We start from the raw sequence: 19632 nt of genomic DNA, 5'->3' as shown, positions 1-19632 counted from the left end.
CGCGACCAGGGCGGCGGCGGCCAGCGCCACGGCGGCGACCAGGCCGGCGACGGCGACAAGGGCGCGGCGGCGCCAGCGGGCCGCGCTCATTGGCGCTTGGGGAAGGGCAGGTCGACCTCGATGACGTTCGAGTAGACCGGGCGGGGCGCGGCGGCCGGATCCGTCAGCGCCACGACCAGCCGGTAGCGGCCGGGAGCCAGGTCGGGGAGGAAGGGCACGTACTGGCCGTTGCCGGCGCTCACCTGGTATTCGTGCCCGCCGTTGCCGTCCGGACGCCACAGCACCGGATCATCGGCCCAGTCGGCCACGTGGCGCGGGCCCGCGGGCGTCGCGGGCCGGTCGGCGTTGTCGGCATAGCCGGAGGAGGCCTGCGCGGCGGCGGCCGCGGCGGCGGGCGCGGCCAGCGTCACCGGCGGGCGCTGGTACAGCGGCTGCAGCGTGCGTCGATCCTGCGCGTCGATGAACAGCAGCCAGACGCGGGGCGATTGCAGGCGCACCGGGTCCGGGCCGAGGTTGGTCACGTGCAGCGTGAAGCGGCCGCCGGCCTCGTACAGCGTGGTGCCCAGGTGGCCATAGACCGACAGCATCAGGCCGCTCGTGGGCGTGCGCGCCGCCGGGGCATAGCGATGCTTGTCGATCTTCAGGTCGGCGTAGCGCACCCACGCCGGCGGCGCATCGGCGGCCGCGCCGGCCAGACGCACCTGCAGCCACTGCGGACGCAGCGCGATCACGTCGAGAGGGTCGCCGGCCTTGGCGGTCCGCGTCGACAGCGCCTTCACGTCGGGCGCGTCGTACAGGTCGAGCCGGTCGAAGGGCACGGCGCTGTCGCCCTCCAGCGGCGAGCCTTCGCCGTCGATCTGGATGTGCGCCACCGTGCCGTCTTCATGGAAGCCGTAGGTCAGCTCGAAGGCGCGGTCCTCCAGGTCGAACAGCGCCTGGGTGGTCCACTGCAGCGGGCGCGCGGTGCCATCGGGGCGCAGCGCGTAGTCTTCGGTGCCGTTGCTGTCGGCGCCGTAGCGGCAGCCCACCGAGAAGGCCGCCTTGGCGGCATCGAACACGGGGTTGACGAACTGGTGGCACGGGCTGGCCTGCGGCGCGGGGTGCGCGATCTCGCGGAACCTGCCTTCCTTGGGCCGGTACAGGAACAGCCGGGCCTGGACCTGGCCGCCGCCGCCGCTCTGGCCGATGACCAGGTCGCGGTAGCCGTCGTGGTCGATGTCGGGCGTCTCGAAGACGTCCACCGCCTCGTCGTCGAGGCGGGCGATTTCCTGTGGCGCGCCCTTGCCGACGCGGACGCTGACGCGCTGCGGCGCGGCGCCGTCGACGGTCACCACCGCCCGCAGGCCCGGCTTGATGTCGTAGGCATGATCGCGCGCGAATGCGTCGGCGCTGACGCCGGCGCCGGCCAGCATGGCCGCAAGCAGGAACATTTTCAAGGCAGCGCCTCCCGGATTTCTTCTCGGCGCATTATGCCCGAGCGGCCGCGCCGCGCGCCGTCCTGGCGCGGTCGCGCGGCGAGGCTCGCGGCGGCCGGAGGTTCCTGGGTAGAATCATCGGATAGCTTGCGATGCGCGCGCCATGAACCTCCCGTTCCCCATCCGTCAAGAATGCCCGCCGGGCGCCTGTATGTGCGACCGCGACCGGCTGCTGGCCGATCCAGCGGCCGACGCGCGCATCCTGCGGCTCACCAAGGAAGAGGAAAAGCGCCTGGTGGCGCGGCTGGAGAACATCGCCAGCCTGGAAGACCTGCGCGCCATGCAGGGCCGCATGCAGGCGCAGCTGGGCATCGTGGTGCGCATCGTTCCCAGCGACAACGAGGTGCGCACCTCGCGCGGCATCGCCATCCAGCTCGATGACCAGCCCGGCCTGTGCCGCAAGACGCGTTCGTCGATTCCGGCCGCCATCCGCCGCGGCTTCGACAACAGACCCGAGATCGTCTACGCGCTGCTGAACGAGCGCGACCTGCTGAACGGCACCTAGCGCCGTCATGCCATGGGCGCCCTCGCGGGCGGCGCCCGCTGCGTCCCTATCTGCCGCGCGGCGCGGGGCAGGGCGCCAGCGGCACCACGTCGGCGGGCGCGCGGCCCGCTTCCGGCCGGGTATCCATCTTCTTGCCGCTGCGCGCCGGATAGGCCAGCAACACGGCGCTGCCGGATTCCAGCCTGGGGCTGTTGGGGCCGCCATAGGCCACGGTCCAGCCGCGCACCGCCAGCGGCGCCAGCGTGTATTGCAGGGCCGAGCCGGGCGAGACATGGGCGACCTTGCCGGCGAACAATTCCTGCTGCCGGGTTTCGACGCCGTTGACGGATTGGTAGGTGGCGATGCTGACCAGCGCGGCCGATTCGCCGTGGCGCGCCAGGATCGCGGTCTCGTAGCGGCCGGGGGGAATGGCCGTGAGGCTGACGCTGATGTTGCCCTGCGCCTGGCCGCCGCCGTCCAGCCGCACGCCGGTGACGTCGGCGCGCGCCAGCGGGGCCGAACCGGTGTTGCGCACCCGCACGCTGTACTGCCCCGACGTGCCGGTCAGCGTGCACACCTCGATGCCATAAGGCGGTGTGTTCGCTTGCGCGGACGCCGCCGCCAGGACGGCGGCGGGCAGGATGGCGACGCGGAAAAGTCGGGACGGCACGGTACGCTCCTGTAAGGAGGCAGCGCGCCGGGACGCCGCGTTGCCTGCCTTATTACACCACTTGGCGGCCGGGGCCGTCGCCCTGCGGGCGCCTGCCGGCCAGCCAGTGCAGGATCAGCGCCAGCACCAGCAGGGCGGCCATGATGAAGCCCCAGAACAGCCAGCCCAGCACGGCGATCCAGGTGCCCAGGCTGCCGGCGGCGGGCAGGATCTGGTTCAGGCCCTGCACCAGCCAGACCAGGCCGGCTTGCAGCGACTGGATCAGGCCGGCGTCGACCCAGGGGGCGGCCCAGGCGGGCGCGGCCCATTGGGCGGAGCCGATGGCCGTGGCGCCGGGCACCTGCGCCGAGGCGATGGTGGCCAGCACCCAGTCGGTCAGTTGCAGCGTCAGCGCCACCAATCCGGTCCATAGCGCGGCCAGCACGGCGAAACCGAGCCAGATGATTTTTTTCATTGCGGGGTACTCCGGTGATTCAGGAAAGAAACGCCACGATAGAGCGGAAAGCCATTCTGAAAAACCAGCGTCTTTGTGACAATCATTAAGAAAAAACCGAAGTCTTGGCATGCGCCAGTATCTGCTGCACCAGCGGATGGTGCTGCCCGCGGCGGTTGCGGATGCCGTAGATCTCCTCGTGCACGCTGTCGCAGCGCGCCAGCGGGCGCAGGCCGCGCAGCAGCCCGACGTCGTCGCCGCCCAGGCGGCTGAGCGGGAACACGCCCAGGCCGCGCGCGGCGAACACCGACATCAACGCGCTGTCCTCGAACTCGCCGACCACGTTGGGCCGCAGGCCCTGTTCATTGAACCACCGGTCCAGCGTCTGGCGCAGCACCGAGTGGCCGGTGGGCAGCAGCACCGGCAGGCGCTCCAGGCAGTGGGGGAAGTCCTGGCTGTCGGCCTTGCGCACCAGCCGCGCCGGGCCGTACCAGTCCACCGGCGAGGACACCAGCCGGTCGCTGGTCAGGCGCAGGTTGGGGTTGGCCGGCGCGCCCTGGCCGGCCAGCACCAGGTCCAGGTGGTGGCGCGCCAGTTCGCCCAGCAATTCCTCGACCTCGCCCTCGTGACAGGTCAGGCGCAGGTCCGGGGTGTCCAGCACCGGCCCCAGCAGCGCGTGGGCGGCCAGCTTGGAGATGCCGTCCGACAGGCCCACCGACAGCCGCATCACCGGCTTGGTGGCGGCGGCGCGGACCTCCTGCGGCAATTCCTGGCCGATCTGGAAGATTTCCTCGGCGCGGGCGAAGGCGGCCTGGCCGGCGTCGGTCAGGGCCACGCCGCGGCCGGCCGGGCGCAGCAGCTGGTGGCCCAGGTTCTTTTCCAGTTCGCGCACCTGGGCGCTGATGGTCTGGATGGCCATGTCGAGCCGCTCGGCGGCGCGCGAGAAGCCGCCTTCCTTGGCGACCATCCAGAAGTAGTACAGGTGGCGGTAATTGAGCATGGCGAGATTCACTTCGGTTTTTTCGAACCATAACTCACTTTCAGGCTGATTTCTCCATCGACCCGGGATCCGGATCATGAGGGCCTTCACACATCAGCGGGAACATCATGGAAGCCTTGCTCTCATTTCTACAAGCCGACTTCGCCGGCACGCCGGCCTGGAGCTGGCTGCTGTTCATCGGCATCGTCATCTCCCTGCTGGTCTTCGACCTGGGCGTGCTGCACAAGGAAGACCGCGAGATCGGCGTGCGCGAAAGCCTGCTGCTGTCGGCCGGTTACATCTCGGCCGCGTTGCTGTTCGGCGGCTGGGTCTGGTGGCAGATGGGCCCGTCCAGCGGCATGGCCTATTACACGGGCTTCCTGATCGAGAAATCGCTGTCGCTGGACAACGTCTTCGTGATCGCGCTGATCTTCAGCTTCTTCGCCATCCCGCGCCAGTTCCAGCACCGCGTGCTGTTCTGGGGCATCCTGGGGGTGATCGTGCTGCGCGCCATCATGATCGGCCTGGGCGCCGCGCTGGTCAGCAACTTCGGCTGGTTGATGTATCTGTTCGGCGCTTTCCTCGTGTTCACTGGCATCAAGATGTGGATGATCGCCGACCAGGAGCCGGACATCGCCACCAACCCGATCCTGAAGTTCCTGAAGCGCCGCATGCGCGTCACGGAAGGCCTGCGCGGCAACGCCTTCTGGGTGCGCGAGCCGGATGCGGCCACGGGCAAGACGGTGCGCTGGGCCACGCCGCTGTTCCTGGCCCTGGTGCTGATCGAGTTCGTGGACCTGTTGTTCGCGGTGGACTCGGTGCCGGCGATCTTCGCCATCACCACCGACCCGTTCATCGTGTACACCAGCAACATCTTCGCGATCCTGGGCCTGCGCGCGCTGTACTTCGCGCTGGCGGCGATGATCCACCGCTTCCACTACCTGAAGTACGCGCTGTCGCTGGTACTGGTGTTCATCGGCACGAAGATCTTCCTGGTCGGCTTCATCGGCAAGATTCCCGCCGTGGTGTCGCTGTCGGTGACCTTCGGCCTGATCGGCGGCGGGGTGCTGTTCTCGCTGTGGAAGACCCGCTCGGGGGCGTCGCAACCCGAGCTGAAGACGGAGTAAGCGCGTACGGCGCGTGTGAAGGGCCCGCCCATGGCGGGCCCTTTTTTCATCGCGGGGCCGCCTCGAGCGTGCGCAGGAAATCGGCGATGGCCGCGGCGGCGGCCTCGGGCGCGGCCTGCAACAGGCAGTGCGGCGCGTCGATCTCGACCCGGCGGGTCTGCGGCGCCAATTGCTCGACCAGCGCGGCGGCGGCGGGCGGCACCACGCGATCGTGGCGCGCCTGCAGATACAGCAGCGGCAGGCGCACGCCGGCAAACGCCGCGCGCTGGTCGGCGGCCATCACGGCCTGGAGGCGGGCCCGCATGACGGCGGGCGCCACCTGCGCGACGGCCCGGTCCAGCGCGGCGCGCAGCGCCGGCGTGCCGTGGGCGCCCAGCAACAGGTGATGCAGGACCGCGCGCGGCAGCAGCGTGACCGGCAGCCAGCTGGCCAGCGGCCGCGCCAGGCCAAGCCGCGGATGCGGCGCGCGCACGAACGAGGCGCATAGGATCAGGCCGCGCAGGTTCGGCGGCGGTGCGGCGGCGATGGCGGCGCCCAGGGGGCCAGAGAAGGATTCGGCCAGCAGCACGAAGGGCGCCTGCGCGGGCAGGGCCTGTCGCACGCGCTGTTCCAGCGCGGGGTAACCGAGCGGCTCGCGGACGGGATAGCGCAGCACCACGGGCGGCGGCGCGCAGGGCAGCGCGGACAGCAGCGGATCAAACAGCTCGCCGGTGCCGTCCATGCCGGGCAACAGGACCAGTTGCAGGGGCATTCATCAGGTTCCGATTGGGGATAGCCGCATTCTGACAGGGTGCCGGCATATTCAGTGGATATGGATAGGTAGCCCTATATATATTTGTCATATGGAATGGCGCGGCGTAGAGTGCGGAACGTACCCAGACCCACGCAAGGAGCCGTCATGACCTGGTCCGCCAAACAGTATTCCGCCTTTGAAAACGAACGCACCCGTCCGGTGCGCGATCTGGTCGCGGCATTGCCCAACGAGAACGTCGCGAGCGCCGTCGACCTGGGCTGCGGCCCCGGCAACTCCACCGAAGTGCTGGCCGCCCGCTACCCGCAGGCCGACGTGACCGGCATGGACAGTTCCGACGACATGGTGGTGGCGGCGCGCAAGCGCCTGCCGTCGATCGCGTTCGAACTGGCCGATATCGAGACCTGGAATCCGCCGCGCCAGTACGACGTGATCCTGGCCAACGCCGCGCTGCAGTGGGTGCCCGACCACGCGACCCTGTATCCGCGCCTGGTGGGCAAGCTGGCGCCGGGCGGCAGCCTGGCGGTGCAGACGCCGGACAACCTGGAAGAGCCGGCCCACAAGCTGGCGCGCCAGGTCGCCGCCGACGGCCCCTGGGCCGCCAAGATCGGCGACGTCAAGCATCCGCCGCGCCACAGCGCCGCCTGGTACTACGAACTGCTCAAGCCGCATTGCGACCGCCTGGACGTGTGGCGCACTACCTATCTGCACCCGCTGGCAGGCGCGCAGGCGGTGGTGGAATGGTTCAAGGGCACGGCCCTGCGGCCCTACCTGAACAAGCTGGACGCCGCCGAGCAGGCCGCGTTCCTGGCGCGCTACCAGGAAGAGATCGCGCGCGCCTATCCCGCGCTGGCGGACGGCACGGTGCTGCTGCCGTTCCCGCGCCTGTTCCTGGTGGCGGGGCCGAAGGGCTGACGCCCGCGCGCCTCAGGCGCCGTCGCGGCCGTCGGCCTTGCCGGCGAAATAGCGCGCCGGCGTCTGCCCCAGCGTCTTGCGGAACATGGTGATGAAGGCGCTGACCGATTCGTAGCCCAGGTCCTCGGCGGTGCGCTGCACCGACACGCCCGACGACAACCGCTGCAGCGCCATGACGATGTGCATCTGCTGGCGCCAGCGGCCGAAGCTCATGCCGACCTCCTGCCGCACCAGGCGCGCCAGCGTGCGCTCGCTCATGGCCAGGCGCCGGCCCCATTCGGCCACCGTGCTGCGATCGGCGGGATCGGCGTGCAGGGCCGCGGCGATCTCGCGCAGGCGCGGGTGTTCCGACAGCGGCAGGTGCAACTGCTCGGTCGGCATCTGCGCCAGCTGTTCGACCAGCACGGCGGCCAGCCGGCGGTTGGCCGGCTCGGCGGTGGCGGCCGGCGAAAGGTCGGCCAGGTGAATCATCAGCTCGCGCACCAGCGGCGTGATCGCCAGGGTGCAGCACTGGCGCGGCAGGCCCGGGGTATCCGCCGGCACGAACAGGAAGCAGACCCGGCCGTTGTCGGTGACCCGGTTGCTGTGCGGCGTGCCGCCCGGAATCCAGACGCCGTAGCGCGGCGGCACCATCCACAGGCCCTGCGGCACCGTGCTGGTCACGGCGCCCTGCAGCGACAGCACCAGCTGGCCCATGCGGTGCCGGTGGGTGGGGGACTCGTGGCTGTTCCGGGCCGCGTCCACACGCATGGCGTAGGTCCATTGCGTGGGCATGTCGGGATCGAAATAGGGGCTGTGGGCTTCCGGCGGATACATGGGGTGGCCGTGGGGTGTCCCGGGTTGGCAGGATTTAGGGATATCTTGTCATTATCTCGAAATTCAGCAGCGATGGCATTGCCTAAGCTGTCGTCATGAATCCTTCCCAGCCTTCCCCCGCTTCCCAACGCCCCGTCCTCCTGATCGTGGGCATCCTCTTCATCGCCATGGCGCTGCGCGCGCCGGTCACCGGCGTGCCGCCGCTGGTCGGGCTGATCCGCGAACAGCTCGGCCTGTCGAACACCGCCGCCGGCATGCTGATCACGCTGCCGCTGCTGGCGTTCGCCGTGGTGTCGCTGGTGTCCGCCGGCATGGCGCGTCGCCATGGCCTGGAACGCACCCTGTTCTTCGCGCTGCTGCTGATCGGCGGCGGCATCGTGCTGCGCAGCCAGGGGCAGGCCTGGGCGCTGTATGCCGGCACCGCCGTCATCGGCTCGGGCATCGCCATCGGCAACGTGCTGCTGCCCAGCCTGCTCAAGCGCGATTTCCCGCAACGCCTGGCCGGCCTGACCTCGGCCTATGTGCTGACCATGAGCATCGCGGCCGGCGCCGCCTCGGCGCTGGCGGTGCCGCTGGCCAGCCTGGCCGGCGGCGACTGGCGCATCTCGACGCTGTGCATGCTGGTGATTCCGCTGGCCGGCGCGTTGCTGTGGCTGCCGCAACTGGCCAACCACACGCCGCCGGCGTCGTCGACCGCGCACGCGCCGCATGGCGGCCGCCTGTGGCATTCGCCGCTGGCCTGGCAGGTCACGTTGTACCTGGGCATCAATTCGTTCGTGTTCTACGTGGGGGTGAGCTGGCTGCCGGCGATCCTGCGCGACGCCGGCTACTCGGCCGAGCGCGCCGGCTCGCTGCATGGCCTGCTGCAACTGATGTCGGCCGGGCCGGCGCTGTTCCTGGCGCCGGTGGTGCGCCGCATGAAGGACCAGCGCGCCGCGGCGTTCTGCTCGGCGGCGGCCTCGCTGGTGGCGTTCAGCGGGCTGATCGTGGCGCCGGGCTGGGCCACGCTGTGGATCGTGCTGCTGGGCCTGGGCACCGGCGGCGGCATCATCCTGGGCCTGATGTTCGTGGGCCTGCGCGCCAGCCATGCGCAGCAGGCGGCCGCGTTGTCGGGCATGGCGCAATGCATCGGCTATCTGTTCGCGGCCAGCGGGCCGACGCTGGTCGGCGCCCTGCATGACCGCCTGGGCGGCTGGTCGGTGGCGCTGGGCCTGTGCGCCGGGCTATGCGTGGCGATGGCGGGCTGCGGCCTGCTGGCGGGCCGCAATATCCAGGTCGGTCAGTTCCGCGCGCACGCGGCCGAACCGCAACGCAAGGCGGGCTGAGGCGGCCCGTCCTCAGGGCGGCCCGGCCTGGCTGCGCCACAGGCGCACCAGCGTGTCGGGGGCCTGCGCCTCGGGCACGTCGAACGCGAGGCTGGCGCTGTCGCCGCTGGCCGGATCGCGGAACACCACTTCCACATGAAAGTAGCGCTGGTCGCCGCCCTGCGCGGCGCAGTCCGGGTTCGCCAGCGGCGCGGTGCGGCGCAGGGCGTCGCCGACTTCCTGGCGCAGGTCCGGCGGGCAATCGGTCAGGTCGATGCTGCGGGTGCGCGCCAGGCCGGGCAGGTACGCCAGCCCGCCTTCGCGCGTCAGGCTGACGCGCAGCGTGAGTTCGAGCGGCGGCAGCGCGATCATGGCTGTATGCCCACCGCCGCCCAGGCGCCGGCCACGGCCTTGTGCGCGGCATCGCCGCGTACGCTGCGCGCCACGTCGAGCGTCAGGCGCGCGAAGGCGGCGAAGTCGGCGTCGTGGCGCAGCCGCTTGTCGCGCAGCGTGTCGTACCAGATGCGGCCGGCGACTTCCCAGGCCGGGCCGTCGAGCGCGGTGGCGGCCAGATAGAAGGCGCGGTTGGGAATGCCCGAGTTGATGTGCACGCCGCCGTTGTCCTGCGGCGTGTCGACATAGGCGCTCATGTGCGCCGGCTGCGGATCCTTGCCCAGCACCGGATCGTCATAGGCGCTGCCGGGCTCGGCCATCGAGCGCAGCGCGCGCGCCTTGACCTTGGGCAGGAACAGGCCCTGGCCCACCAGCCAGTCGGCCTCGCGCGCGCTCTGGCCCAGCGCGTATTGCTTGACCAGCGCGCCGAACACGTCGCACAGCGATTCGTTCAGCGCGCCCGACTGGCCCTGGTAGGCCAGCGCCGCCTCGCTGTCGATGACGCCGTGGGTCAGTTCATGGCCGATGATGTCGACCGCCACGGTGAAGCGGTTGAAGATCTCGCCATCGCCATCGCCGAACACCATCTGCGAGCCGTTCCAGAAGGCGTTGTCGTAGTCTTCGCCGTAGTGCACGGTGCCCACCAGGGGCAGGCCGGCGCCGTCGATCGAGTCGCGCTGGTAGACGTCGTGGAACAGCTTGTAGGTCGCGCCCAGGTGCGCATAGGCCTCATCGACCGCGGCGTCGCCGCTGGCCTTGGCGCCTTCGGCGCGCACCAGCTTGCCGGGCAGCGTGGTGGTGTTGCCGGCGTCATGCAACGCGCGTTGCGGCGTGCCGGGCTCGCCCTGCCGGCGCGGCGCCGCCACTTGCGAGCGCGGCGGCTGCGCCGCCATTTCACGCAGGCCGCGCTGCTGCTGGTCGATGATGAGGGTCTTGACCGCCGGCATGCTGACCCGCGCGTCGGCGTGCTGCGCCAGGCGGTCCAGGACGTAGGGCGGAATCACGCCGATCAGGGGCGTGGACGCGGAAGGGCGTGGCATTGTCGGTCTCCATTCGAGGACATTGCGGACGCGGCGCGCGGGCCGTACCCGAAGGCAGGCTTTACGGTAGCAGATGGGTCGCGCGCGGGGGCGTAACAGGATGCGGCGTGATGCTAGAGCCTGTTCACACTACAAGGAGCCTCGCGCAGGCCCTGGAACGATAAGCGCGCGGCGCCGCCTCGACGCCCGCGATCCGATCCGTTATCTTCAGCGCGTTGCGCCACCGCCGCTTTCATTTCGAGACACCGCATGTCCGCCGCCGATTACCGCATCCGCCATCTCGCGCTGACCGATACCCATATCCTGCTGACGCTGGCCGACGGCCGCGAGCTGCGCGAGCCGATCCGGCGGCACATCCGGCTGGAGAAAGGCAGCCCGGCCGAGCGCGCGCAATGGCAGCTGGTGGACGACGACCATGGCGTGGTCTGGCCCGGCCTGCTCGCGCCGTCGCCCGAAGGCATGCTGAACGTGCGCGACCTGCTGTGGGACGCGCACTACGAGAAGGCGCTGGCCGCGTTGCAGGCCGCCGGCTGGCAACTGGACAGCCTGCCGCAGCGCGAGCAGGAACTGGTCGCGTTGTGGCGCATGGAAGCCGACATCAACAACGGCGGCTTCATGCAGTTTCTGTGCAACTGGGGCGACCCGACCTGCCAGCTGGCGCTGCTCGCGCTCAGGAAGATCGGCGCCGAGCGCACGCTGGCCATCGTGGCGGCCATGCGCGGCCTGATCGATCGCTTCGAGGCCGCGCCCGAGGTCATCGAACTCAACGACATCTATGGCGCGATGACCGAGGCCGAGCAGACGCGCCTGCAGGAGCTGGACGAGGCCTACTTCGAATACCCGGACAACCTGGCCCGCCTGGGGCTTGCCTGCTACGACGCCGGCGAAAGGCCCTAGCCGGCCGGCCTGGCGCGCATCGCCTGTCCCAGCGCGCGCAGGCCGGCGGCCAGCGGCGGCGTCCATGGGCGGGCGATGTTGAGCCGCAGGCAGTTGCCGTACTTGCCCGACGCCGAGAACAGGGCGCCTGGCGTGTAGGAAATGCCCTGCCGCACCGCCGTGCGCAGCAGCGACAGCGTGTCGATGGGCTCTGGCAGTTCCAGCCACAGCCACCAGCCGCCCTCGGGGCCGCTCACCCGGGTGCCAGCGGGGAAATGCTGGCGCACGCTGTCACGCGCGGGCGGCACCACGGCGGCCAGCCGGGTGCGCAGCTTGCGCAGGTGGGCGGGCAGCTTGCCGCTCTTCATGTAGTCCGCCAGCACCTGCTGCTCCAGCAGCGGCGCGGTCAGGGAGTTGCTGACCTTCAGCGATTCCAGCTGCCGGTGGCGCTTGCCGCCCAGCACCCAGCCCAGCCGGAAGGCGGGCGCCATGCTCTTGCCGCATGAGCCGCAGTAGATCACCCGGCCGTCGCGGTCCCAGGCCTTGATGGCTGGCGGGCGCTCGGTCTTGTGGCCCAGGTCGCCGAAGGCGTCGTCCTCGATCACGGTCAGGTCGTGGCGCTGCGCGATCTTCAGCAGGCGCTGCTTGGCGGCGTCGGGCATGCAGTCGCCCAGCGGGTTCTGGAACGTCGGCATGACGACCACGGCGCGCACGTCGGGCTGGTGCTCCAGCGCGTATTCCAGCGCCTCCAGGCTCAGCCCCTGGCCGGGCACGCAAGGGACCTCCAGCGCGCGCATGCCGAGGTGCTCGATGGCCTGCAGCAAGCCGAAGTACACCGGCGATTCCACGATGATGGTGTCGCCCGGCCGTGCCGCCGACCGCAGGGCGATCTGCATGGCCTCGGTGGCGCCATTGGTGATCAGCAGATCGTCGGGGCCGGCGTCGATGCCGCACGTGGCCAGGTGCGCCAGCAGTTCGGTCTTGAAGGCCGGCAGGCCGGTGCCCGACGGATAGGCGCCCAGCGCCAGCGGCTGCTGGCGCAACTGGCGCTGGGCGATGCGGGCCAGGGCGTCGCATGGATACCATTCCGGCGCCGCGCTGGCCAGGTGCAGCGCCAGCGGCAGCGGCTGCCCGGTCAGGGCGTAGAGCTGCGTCATGCGGTGCTGCAGAGAGGCCAGGCGGTCGTATTCCACGCCGGCCGGCGGCGCGGCGGGGGCGGCGGGCCGGGTCGGACGCAGCGCCTTCCAGTCGGCCACATAGGTGCCGGACTTGTAGCGCGCCTCGGCATAGCCGTCGCGCTCCAGCTGCCGGTAGCAGCGCACGGCGGTGGCGACGCTGACCGCGTGCTCGGCCGCCAGTTCGCGCACCGAGGGCAGGCGCTCGCCCACTGTGTATTCCGAGGCATGGATGGCGGTTTTCAGGCGGGCCGCGAGCCGGGCATAACTGTGCTGCATGACAGATGCGGAAAATGGATATCTGTACAGCATAGCCCGCCGTCGCCCTGTCGCCGCCGGGAGCGCCGGCCGGGAGGCATGATGGGCCTTTCCCCGCTACTTCACCCCCTTCGAAGGCGCATGCCATGCACGCAGCAAATTTCACCCTGTCCCGTTACCTTGAACGCATCGGCCACGCCGGCGACCTCCGCGCCGACAGCGCCACGCTGGCCGCGCTGATGCGCCGCCAGTTGTTCAGCGTGCCGTTCGAGAACCTGGACGTGCAGGCCGGCCGCGTCGTCTCGCTGGCGCCCGAGGACATCGTCGACAAGATCCTGGCCCGTGGACGCGGCGGCTATTGCTACGAGGTCAACGGCCTGTTCGCGATGGCCCTGCAGGCCCTGGGCATTCCCTATCGCTTCGTCGCGGCCCGGCCCATGTTCTATCCCGTCAGGCGGCCGAAGACGCACATGGCGCTGGTGGCGCGGGTCGAGGGCGCCGACTGGCTGTGCGATCTGGGCTTCGGCAGCTATGGCATCCGGGCGCCGCTCAATCTGGCCGATCTGGACCGCGAGGTGCGCCAGGACATGGATGCCTTCAGGCTGAGCCGCGCCGAGGGCGGCGAGTATCTGCTGCAGGCGCGCGCGGCCGGCCAGTGGCAGAACCAATATGGATTCGACCTGTCGCCGCAGGAGTGGATCGATTTCGCGCCGGCCAACTACCTGAACTCGACCCACCCCGATGCCATCTTCGTGCAGAAGCGCGTGGTGGTGCTGCATGCCGAGTCCGGCCGCAGCATCCTGGTCGGCAATACGCTGAAGGTGGTGGCGGCCGATGCCGTCACGGAAACCCTGCTGGACGATGCCGCGGCGGTCGCGGCGCTGCGTCAACGCTTCGGGCTCGATCCGCGCGCCGAGGAGCGCGCGGCGTAGCGCCGCGCCGCCTCAATCGAACACGCCCGCCAGCACGTCGGCGACCACGCCGCTGGCGATGGCGATCAGGATCAGGTCGTTGCCCGCCACGCGCCATTCGTAGCCGGCATGCACCGGCAGCCGGGCCAGCATCGGGCCCGGCACCATCTTCTTGGCGATGCCGGGGGGCAGCGGCTTGCCGCGCGCCAGGTTCTTGCGGATGCCCGGCGGCAGGGAGCCATAGCCGGTGGCGCCGGCCTGCACCGCGTAGCCGCGGGCGGTCGAGATGCTGATGCCGGCGGTGGTCAGGGTGACGTTGATGCCGGCGTCGTCGTCCCGGCCCTTGTTTTTGCCGTTGCCTTGCCCGGCATGGTCCGGTTTTCCCCGGTTCTCCGGCGGCGCCGACCAGGCGGGCTGGATAATGGCGGTACAGGCCGCGACGGCCATGAGAGCGGCGAAATGACGGCGCATGATGCGATCCCTGAATTGCGGTGCGGCCAGCGTATCGTATCGCTGGAACGCGCACTGTCTCCGTTGGCAAGCGGTTTTTCTCATTGCAACAACCGTAACCTTGCAGCGCGCTGACTCAAGCTAGAATCGCTCGCTTCTATTCCGGGGGGGAATGCCAGATGCGATATTTCCTGATCTTGGTGGGGGCGGCCGTGGTCGCCTATTTGCTTGCGCGCGGCATCGCCGCCGTGCTCTCGGATCGTAAACGCAACAAATCAGAAAGGGACTGAAAAGTGAAGCCGACCGACCTCCAGATCGTCAAGTCCGTCAAGCCGCGCAGCCTCAAGGTGGGCATCATCACGGGCGTGCTGTTCGTGCTGATCCTGTGCCTGGCGTTCGGTTCGTGGTTCCAGGTGGACCAGGGCGAACGCGGCGTGGTGCTGCGCAACGGCAAGCTGGTGCGCGTGTCCGAACCGGGCCTGGATTTCAAGACGCCGTTCATCGACAACGTGATGACGGTGTCGGTGCGCGACCACACCTTCGTGTTCGAGAAGCTCGAAGCCTACAGCTATGACCAGCAGCCCGCCACGCTGCGCGTGTCGGTCACGTACCGCGTGCCGGCCGAGCATGTCGCCGAGCTGTACTCCGAATACGGCACCATCAACAACCTGCAGATGCGCGTGCTCGAGCGCAAGACCCCTGACGCGGTCAAGAACGTGTTCGGCCAGTACACCGCCGTGCGCGCCATCCAGGAACGCCAGAAGCTGGGCCTGGACGTGAACAACGCCGTGCTCAAGACCATGGAAGGCGCGCCGGTGCAGGTGGTGGGCGTGCAGATCGAGGAAGTCGGTTTCTCGCAGGCCTACGAGCACTCGATCGAACAGCGCATGCTGGCGCAGGTGCAGATCGAGACCACCCGCCAGCAGAAGGAAACGGCGATGATCAACGCCGAGATCCAGGTGGTCAAGGCCAAGGCCGAAGCCGATGCGCGCCGCCAGCAGTTCACCGCCGAGGCCGACGGCATCCGCATGCGCGGCGACGCCGAGGCGGCGGCGATCCGCGCCAAGGCCGAAGCGCTGGCCGCCAACACCAACCTGGTCAGCCTGAACGCGGTCGAGAAGTGGGACGGCGTGCTGCCGTCCACGCAGGTGCCGGGCGCGGCCCTGCCGTTCATCGGCATCAAATAGCGGCGGCGCTGTCGCTGTGCGCGGCGGCCGGCATGCGCCGCCGCGCGAATTCCACCAGATGCTCGCCTGACAGCGCCTTGCTGTAGAACCAGCCCTGCACGACGATCTCGGCGCTGGATTCGAGCGCGGCGAGCTGCTCCTGGGTTTCCACCCCTTCGACGATGATCTGCAGGTCCAGCGCCTCGCAGAAGCGCAGCAGGCCGCTCATGACCTGGGCGCCGCGCGCGCTGCTCTGGGCCAGCACGAAGCTGCGGTCGATCTTGACCGCGTCGATCTCGAACTGGTGCAGGTAGCTCAGCGCCGAGTAGCCGGTGCCGAAATCGTCGATATACACCTTGCAGCCGATGCCGTGCAGGCGGTCGAACGCCGTGTGCAGCGCCTGCGCGTCCTCGACCAGCGCGTCCTCGGTCAGCTCCACCGACACCTGGCCCTGGGCCTGTTCCAGCACCTTGACGAGCTTGTCCAGATACGACTCCGAGGTCAGCGTGCCGCTGGTGACGTTGACGGTCAGGGGCAGGGTGAAGCCGGCCTTGCGCCAGGCCAGGCATTGCAGCACCGCCTGCTTGGCCACCCACAGGTCCACTTCGCGCATCAGGTCGGCCTGCGCCAGCCAGCGCAGGAATTCCAGCGGCGCCTGCTGCGTGCCTTCCGGACCGGTGGCGCGCAGCAGCGCCTCGCAGCCGGTGCAGCGGCCGCTGCGCAGCGAGACCTGCGGCTGGTATTCGAGATAGAAGTCGTATTCGCTGATGGTGCGGATGCGCGAGATCTCGGCGCTGCGGCGGGCGCGGTTGGTGTAGGTCGAGACGACCGGGTCGTGCGCGAACAGCAGCGATTCCTCCTGCAGGCGCGGGAAGGTGGTGTCGAGCGACTTGAAGTAGACGGTGGCGTCGGCCTTGCGCTGGCGTTCCAGCGCGACCACGAAGGGCGCGTAGAGGCAGGCCCCCAGCGCGATCAGCACCACCTGCAGCACCACGCCGCCCAGGTGGCCGCCCGCGCTGAGATAGGCGTTGAGCAGCACCGGCGAGGTCAGCGGCAACGTGACCGAGGCGGGCGGGATCCAGCCCAGCTGCACCACCGCCAGCGCCACCAGCGCGTTGCAGACCGGCGCCAGCACGAACGGGATCAGCAGCCGCGGATTCAGGATCAGCGGCAGGCCGAACAGCAGGATCTCGTTGACGTTCAGCAGCGATACCGGAATGCTGGCCAGCGCCAGCAGCCGCAGCGACTCGCTGCGCGAGAACACCAGGATGGCGGCCACCAGCGACAGCGTCGCCCCGGCGCCGCCAATGAACACGAAGGCGCCGAGCAGGCTGCCATTCAGCGCGTACATGCCCTCGTGGCCGGCGGCGATGCTGGCCGCGTTCAGGGCGGTGGCCTGGTCCAGCACATCGATGACGGGCGCCATCGCGTGATAGCCATGGATGCCGAAGAACCAGAAGATCGAGTTCAGCGCGGCCGTCATCGGGCCGGTGGTGAAGGGGCTGTCGAGCGAGGCCAGGTCGAGCGGGATGTCGAACTGCGCCACGCCGGGAATCCGTATCAGCGCGCTGACCGCGAGCGCCACCGCGCCGGCGGTCAGCAACCCCGGTATCACCATGTTCAGGGTGCCGCGCACGTTTTCGCCGATCAGGCCGTCGGGCGCCAGCCGCGTCCAGCGGCGCCGGTGCAGCCAGGCCAGCAGCGGCAGGCTGCCCAGCGGCAGCAGGATGGAGATGCTCAGGATCAGGGTGGCGGCCGCGTGCGGGTAGGGCGCCAGCAGGCCCTCGGCGATCACCACGTACGACAGACACAGGAACGCCGCCGGCAGATTGGGCACGCGGTGGCGGATCGACAGCATGTAGCCGACCGAGGTGCTGACCAGCATCGGCATGACGCTGTTGAGCTTGGCATGCACCGCGGCCAGTTCCTGCACCACCGTCGAGGACAGGCCGAGCTGCCCGGCCACCACCGACAGCACCAGGAACAGCGCCGACACGAGCAGGCATGGCATCGTCCAGAGCAGTCCTTCGCGGATGGCGCGCAGCGCGCTTGCGCTGGCCAGGGCCGCCAACCGATCTTTCGGATAGCGCATGAAGCTCGATGTCGGCATACCGGTCGCCCTCAGAAGCCCGCTACCGAGGGCGGGCTGGCCCGGGACGCGGCTGCGTCGCCGGACCCGGTTTGTAAGAATCCTTTGCCGCATCCTAGCGCCTCAGTTCCCGACTTAGCAATCGCGTTGCCGAAAAAGCTTAGGGATTCCCCTCTGTCAAGAATTGAAAAGCGGGCGCATCGTGCACGTATCGGGAGAAGGCGGCGCGCTACCATCGGGCGCAAGCCCCTGTTTGGCGGGAGCCGCGGTTTCAGGACAGGCTATACCGAGAGGGAGACACGATGTCGCAGTTGGAGTGGGTGCCCGGCGACAAGACGCCGGAACGGCAGGGCTATTACGAGACGCGGCTGGACACCGGGGACACCGCGATCACGCTGTACAGCGTGCTGGGCTGGATGCCGGTCAAGGCGCCGGGCAGCATGGTCAGCTGGCGCGCGCTGCCGCCGGCCGCCGAGCGGCAGGAGGCCGAACGGCACATCCAGGAATTGCGGGCGGCGCAGAGCCACGTGCCGATGGATTACTAGCGGGGCGGCGGGCAGGCAAGGGCGGCGTGGCCTTGCGGTAATGAGAATTGTTTGTAAAATCCGCAGCGTCGCCACACTACGCCACCGGATCGTTCCATGTCCCGCCCCGCCTCGACCCGCCCCGGATGGCTCGCCTGCTATGACGAGCTGATCGGCGCCTGGAGCCGCCGCTCGGGCAACCGGCACGATGCCGAAGACGCCGCCCACGACGCGGTCGAGCATCTGCTGAAGGCGGATGGCAGCGTGGCGGCCAAGGCCCGCGGCTATCTGTTCCAGGTCGCCGGGCATCGCCTGATCGACCGCTGGCGCCGCCAGCGGCGCGAGCAGCACGTGCCGCTGGACGAACTGGACGAGCATGACCAGCCCGCGCAGACCGATCCCGAAGCGCCGCTGCGCGCGGCGCGGCTGGCCGACGATCTGGCGCGGGTGCTGGGCGAGCTGCCGCCCAAGTGCCGCCAGGCATTCGTGTTGAACCGGATCGAGGGCTGGACCCAGGCCGAGGTGGCCACCTACATGGGCCTGTCCAAGAATATGATTGAACGCTATGTCATGCGAGCGATCGAACACGTGCGGGAGCGCCTGCACGAGCACAATCCATGACGCAGTTTTCCTTCAATTCATGTCCACGCCCGCGCGTGGACGGCAGCCGACGATGACCGAGTCCTTTTACCGTGACGCTGACGACCCGAGCCAGCCCGCCACCGCCGCCTGGTGGTTTGCCCGCTGGCATTCGGGCGACATGACGCGCCGCGAGCGCCGCGCCTTCGCGCGCTGGCGCCGCGAGCAGCCGGACGCGGCGCGCGAATTCGACCGGATGCAGCAATTGGGCAAGGCGGCCGAACAGCTGCCGCAAGACCGGGTGCGGGCGCTGCTGGGCGGCGCCGTGCCGGCGCGCCCATCGCGCCGCCGCGTCGCGATGCCGCTGCGCGTGGGCATCGCCTGCGCGGCGCTGGCGCTGGTCGCGCTGGCCGGCTGGTGGAGCCTGCCGGGCGAGGCGCCCACCTTCACCACCGTGGTCGGCGCCGACCGCGGCGAACGCAAGCAGGTCACGTTGCCCGACGGCTCCGTGCTCGAGATCAACGGCAATACGCTGGCCGAGGTCAAGTTCTACGCGGGCCGCCGCGAGATCGAACTGCAGGGCGGCGAAATCCTCTTCAGCGTCAGCCCGGAGGCCGAGCGTCCCTTCATCGTGCGCGCCGGCAGCGGCGACGTGCGCGTGACCGGCACCGTGTTCGACGTGCGGCGCGACGAGGACGTGGTGACCGTGCTGGTGCGGTCCGGCACGGTGGAAGTCACCGGCGGCCATTGGTGGAATCTCGGCCTGGCGGTGCTGCGCGGCGGACACGGCATCCGCGTGCCCGGCAGCGGCGCCATCGGCGTGCCGGCGCCCACCGATGTCGATACGGCATTGGCCTGGCAGACGGGCCGGGTGGTGTTCAAGAATGCGCCGCTGGCCGAGGTGGTCAGCGAAATGAACCGCTACCTGGCCACGCCGTTGCGCCTGGCCGACAGCAAGACCGGGCGCTTGCGCGTCTCGGCCTCGTTCAGCCTGGATCGTCCCGAGGCCCTGCTGGAAGCGCTGCCGGCGGTGGCGCCGGTGAAGCTGGCGCCGGCGGCGGACGGCGCCATCGACATCTCGGCGCGCTAGGCGCGTGCGCCGTTACAAAATAATCAGGCCCGGCATTCAGGTTTTTTCGCAGCGGCATCGTTCTACCCAGGAAGGCGCGTCGCGCCGCGTCCCCCCGAAGGGACTTTCCTGTCTATCGTCGAACCGA

21 protein-coding genes are annotated in these 19632 nt (G+C 69.7%); 10 read left to right on the top strand and 11 right to left on the bottom strand.

The genetic code is table 11. The features are described from left to right. Positions 1-86: 86 nt before the first annotated feature. Positions 87-1430, bottom strand: a complete 1344-nt coding sequence (locus H0523_RS14640; RefSeq protein ID WP_054428705.1) for a hypothetical protein — start codon at positions 1428-1430, stop codon at positions 87-89. Positions 1431-1578: 148 nt separating this feature from the next. On the opposite strand from H0523_RS14640, the gene H0523_RS14635 reads away from it, so the two are divergent. Then, positions 1579-1980 (top strand): hypothetical protein, encoded by a 402-nt coding sequence (locus H0523_RS14635; RefSeq protein WP_054428704.1) that lies wholly within the window; start codon positions 1579-1581, stop codon positions 1978-1980. Between the two features lie 46 nt (positions 1981-2026). Here the strand turns inward: H0523_RS14635 and H0523_RS14630 are convergent, their stop codons facing one another. The 3 genes from H0523_RS14630 to H0523_RS14620 form a co-directional block, all read right to left on the bottom strand. Beyond that, a complete protein-coding gene (locus H0523_RS14630; protein WP_054428703.1) occupies positions 2027-2629 on the bottom strand; it encodes a hypothetical protein in 603 nt (200 codons plus the stop codon). Positions 2630-2681: 52 nt separating this feature from the next. After that, positions 2682-3083, bottom strand: coding sequence for a hypothetical protein (locus H0523_RS14625; RefSeq protein ID WP_054428702.1), 402 nt, complete (start codon positions 3081-3083; stop codon positions 2682-2684). A gap of 85 nt (positions 3084-3168) precedes the next feature. Continuing rightward, the gene (locus H0523_RS14620; protein WP_054428701.1) at positions 3169-4062 is read right to left on the bottom strand and encodes a LysR family transcriptional regulator; all 894 of its coding nucleotides are present in this window, start codon (positions 4060-4062) and stop codon (positions 3169-3171) included. A gap of 107 nt (positions 4063-4169) precedes the next feature. Between H0523_RS14620 and H0523_RS14615 the strand changes: the two genes are divergently transcribed. Continuing rightward, positions 4170-5168 (top strand): TerC family protein, encoded by a 999-nt coding sequence (locus H0523_RS14615; RefSeq protein ID WP_054428700.1) that lies wholly within the window; start codon positions 4170-4172, stop codon positions 5166-5168. Between the two features lie 46 nt (positions 5169-5214). On the opposite strand, the gene H0523_RS14610 is transcribed toward H0523_RS14615, so the two are convergent. Next, positions 5215-5919, bottom strand: a complete 705-nt coding sequence (locus tag H0523_RS14610; RefSeq protein WP_054428699.1) for a serine aminopeptidase domain-containing protein — start codon at positions 5917-5919, stop codon at positions 5215-5217. A gap of 147 nt (positions 5920-6066) precedes the next feature. Between H0523_RS14610 and tam the strand changes: the two genes are divergently transcribed. Further along, on the top strand, positions 6067-6834 hold the full coding sequence (tam, locus tag H0523_RS14605) for a trans-aconitate 2-methyltransferase (protein ID WP_054428698.1): 768 nt from the start codon (positions 6067-6069) through the stop codon (positions 6832-6834). A 12-nt stretch (positions 6835-6846) separates the two neighbouring features. Here tam and H0523_RS14600 read toward each other — a convergent pair whose 3' ends face one another. After that, positions 6847-7650, bottom strand: a complete 804-nt coding sequence (locus H0523_RS14600) for an AraC family transcriptional regulator (protein ID WP_054428697.1) — start codon at positions 7648-7650, stop codon at positions 6847-6849. Positions 7651-7745: 95 nt separating this feature from the next. Here H0523_RS14600 and H0523_RS14595 point away from each other — a divergent pair, with 95 nt between their 5' ends. Next, complete coding sequence (locus tag H0523_RS14595) at positions 7746-8975, top strand: MFS transporter (protein WP_156349957.1); 1230 nt, start codon at positions 7746-7748, stop codon at positions 8973-8975. 12 nt (positions 8976-8987) lie between these two features. Here the strand turns inward: H0523_RS14595 and H0523_RS14590 are convergent, their stop codons facing one another. Together H0523_RS14590 and H0523_RS14585 are read right to left on the bottom strand one after the other, a co-directional pair. Then, on the bottom strand, positions 8988-9326 hold the full coding sequence (locus H0523_RS14590) for a protealysin inhibitor emfourin (protein WP_054428696.1): 339 nt from the start codon (positions 9324-9326) through the stop codon (positions 8988-8990). Beyond that, positions 9323-10387, bottom strand: coding sequence for a M4 family metallopeptidase (locus H0523_RS14585; protein ID WP_054428695.1), 1065 nt, complete (start codon positions 10385-10387; stop codon positions 9323-9325). Before H0523_RS14585 ends, H0523_RS14590 begins: the two co-directional genes overlap by 4 nt. A gap of 249 nt (positions 10388-10636) precedes the next feature. On the opposite strand from H0523_RS14585, the gene H0523_RS14580 reads away from it, so the two are divergent. Beyond that, positions 10637-11284 (top strand): DMP19 family protein, encoded by a 648-nt coding sequence (locus H0523_RS14580; protein ID WP_054428694.1) that lies wholly within the window; start codon positions 10637-10639, stop codon positions 11282-11284. On the opposite strand, the gene H0523_RS14575 is transcribed toward H0523_RS14580, so the two are convergent. Continuing rightward, the gene (locus H0523_RS14575; protein WP_054428693.1) at positions 11281-12717 is read right to left on the bottom strand and encodes an aminotransferase-like domain-containing protein; all 1437 of its coding nucleotides are present in this window, start codon (positions 12715-12717) and stop codon (positions 11281-11283) included. The genes H0523_RS14580 and H0523_RS14575 overlap by 4 nt on opposite strands. A gap of 125 nt (positions 12718-12842) precedes the next feature. On the opposite strand from H0523_RS14575, the gene H0523_RS14570 reads away from it, so the two are divergent. After that, positions 12843-13628, top strand: a complete 786-nt coding sequence (locus tag H0523_RS14570; protein ID WP_054428692.1) for an arylamine N-acetyltransferase family protein — start codon at positions 12843-12845, stop codon at positions 13626-13628. Between the two features lie 12 nt (positions 13629-13640). Here the strand turns inward: H0523_RS14570 and H0523_RS14565 are convergent, their stop codons facing one another. Beyond that, positions 13641-14078 (bottom strand): anti-virulence regulator CigR family protein, encoded by a 438-nt coding sequence (locus H0523_RS14565; RefSeq protein ID WP_054428691.1) that lies wholly within the window; start codon positions 14076-14078, stop codon positions 13641-13643. Between the two features lie 326 nt (positions 14079-14404). Between H0523_RS14565 and H0523_RS14560 the strand changes: the two genes are divergently transcribed. After that, on the top strand, positions 14405-15244 hold the full coding sequence (locus tag H0523_RS14560; protein ID WP_369815888.1) for a prohibitin family protein: 840 nt from the start codon (positions 14405-14407) through the stop codon (positions 15242-15244). Here the strand turns inward: H0523_RS14560 and H0523_RS14555 are convergent. Continuing rightward, positions 15237-17333, bottom strand: coding sequence for a PTS sugar transporter subunit IIC/EAL domain-containing protein (locus H0523_RS14555; RefSeq protein WP_054428689.1), 2097 nt, complete (start codon positions 17331-17333; stop codon positions 15237-15239). The genes H0523_RS14560 and H0523_RS14555 overlap by 8 nt on opposite strands. Positions 17334-17614: 281 nt before the next feature. Between H0523_RS14555 and H0523_RS14550 the strand changes: the two genes are divergently transcribed. The 3 genes from H0523_RS14550 (at position 17615) to H0523_RS14540 (ending at position 19505) form a co-directional block, all read left to right on the top strand. Beyond that, entirely contained in the window at positions 17615-17857 is a 243-nt protein-coding gene (locus H0523_RS14550; protein ID WP_054428688.1) for a hypothetical protein, read from the top strand. A 96-nt stretch (positions 17858-17953) separates the two neighbouring features. Further along, positions 17954-18457 carry an RNA polymerase sigma factor gene (locus H0523_RS14545; protein WP_054428687.1) on the top strand — a complete coding sequence of 168 codons (504 nt, stop codon included), beginning with the start codon at positions 17954-17956 and terminating at the stop codon, positions 18455-18457. A 52-nt stretch (positions 18458-18509) separates the two neighbouring features. Then, positions 18510-19505 carry a FecR family protein gene (locus tag H0523_RS14540; RefSeq protein WP_054428686.1) on the top strand — a complete coding sequence of 332 codons (996 nt, stop codon included), beginning with the start codon at positions 18510-18512 and terminating at the stop codon, positions 19503-19505. Positions 19506-19632: the final 127 nt, after the last annotated feature.

It is taken from the genome of Achromobacter insuavis (assembly GCF_902859645.1).
In the GTDB taxonomy this organism is placed as follows: Bacteria; Pseudomonadota; Gammaproteobacteria; order Burkholderiales; family Burkholderiaceae_B; genus Achromobacter; species Achromobacter insuavis.
Note: the sequence above shows the minus strand (reverse complement) of the source record. Positions and strands in the feature narration are given on the sequence as shown.

Bases quoted from the DNA above. Each gene is read 5' to 3' on its own strand.
- H0523_RS14575 (WP_054428693.1), bottom strand. From the start codon at position 12,717: ATGCAGCACAGTTATGCCCGGCTCGCGGCCCGCCTGAAAACCGCCATC.
- H0523_RS14570 (WP_054428692.1), top strand. From the start codon at position 12,843: ATGCACGCAGCAAATTTCACCCTGTCCCGTTACCTTGAACGCATCGGC.
- H0523_RS14550 (WP_054428688.1), top strand. From the start codon at position 17,615: ATGTCGCAGTTGGAGTGGGTGCCCGGCGACAAGACGCCGGAACGGCAG.
- H0523_RS14620 (WP_054428701.1), bottom strand. From the start codon at position 4,062: ATGCTCAATTACCGCCACCTGTACTACTTCTGGATGGTCGCCAAGGAA.
- tam (WP_054428698.1), top strand. From the start codon at position 6,067: ATGACCTGGTCCGCCAAACAGTATTCCGCCTTTGAAAACGAACGCACC.
- H0523_RS14565 (WP_054428691.1), bottom strand. From the start codon at position 14,078: ATGCGCCGTCATTTCGCCGCTCTCATGGCCGTCGCGGCCTGTACCGCC.
- H0523_RS14585 (WP_054428695.1), bottom strand. From the start codon at position 10,387: ATGCCACGCCCTTCCGCGTCCACGCCCCTGATCGGCGTGATTCCGCCC.
- H0523_RS14590 (WP_054428696.1), bottom strand. From the start codon at position 9,326: ATGATCGCGCTGCCGCCGCTCGAACTCACGCTGCGCGTCAGCCTGACG.
- H0523_RS14610 (WP_054428699.1), bottom strand. From the start codon at position 5,919: ATGCCCCTGCAACTGGTCCTGTTGCCCGGCATGGACGGCACCGGCGAG.
- H0523_RS14595 (WP_156349957.1), top strand. From the start codon at position 7,746: ATGAATCCTTCCCAGCCTTCCCCCGCTTCCCAACGCCCCGTCCTCCTG.
- H0523_RS14580 (WP_054428694.1), top strand. From the start codon at position 10,637: ATGTCCGCCGCCGATTACCGCATCCGCCATCTCGCGCTGACCGATACC.
- H0523_RS14625 (WP_054428702.1), bottom strand. From the start codon at position 3,083: ATGAAAAAAATCATCTGGCTCGGTTTCGCCGTGCTGGCCGCGCTATGG.
- H0523_RS14615 (WP_054428700.1), top strand. From the start codon at position 4,170: ATGGAAGCCTTGCTCTCATTTCTACAAGCCGACTTCGCCGGCACGCCG.
- H0523_RS14555 (WP_054428689.1), bottom strand. From the start codon at position 17,333: ATGCCGACATCGAGCTTCATGCGCTATCCGAAAGATCGGTTGGCGGCC.
- H0523_RS14600 (WP_054428697.1), bottom strand. From the start codon at position 7,650: ATGTATCCGCCGGAAGCCCACAGCCCCTATTTCGATCCCGACATGCCC.
- H0523_RS14540 (WP_054428686.1), top strand. From the start codon at position 18,510: ATGACCGAGTCCTTTTACCGTGACGCTGACGACCCGAGCCAGCCCGCC.
- H0523_RS14635 (WP_054428704.1), top strand. From the start codon at position 1,579: ATGAACCTCCCGTTCCCCATCCGTCAAGAATGCCCGCCGGGCGCCTGT.
- H0523_RS14545 (WP_054428687.1), top strand. From the start codon at position 17,954: ATGTCCCGCCCCGCCTCGACCCGCCCCGGATGGCTCGCCTGCTATGAC.
- H0523_RS14640 (WP_054428705.1), bottom strand. From the start codon at position 1,430: ATGTTCCTGCTTGCGGCCATGCTGGCCGGCGCCGGCGTCAGCGCCGAC.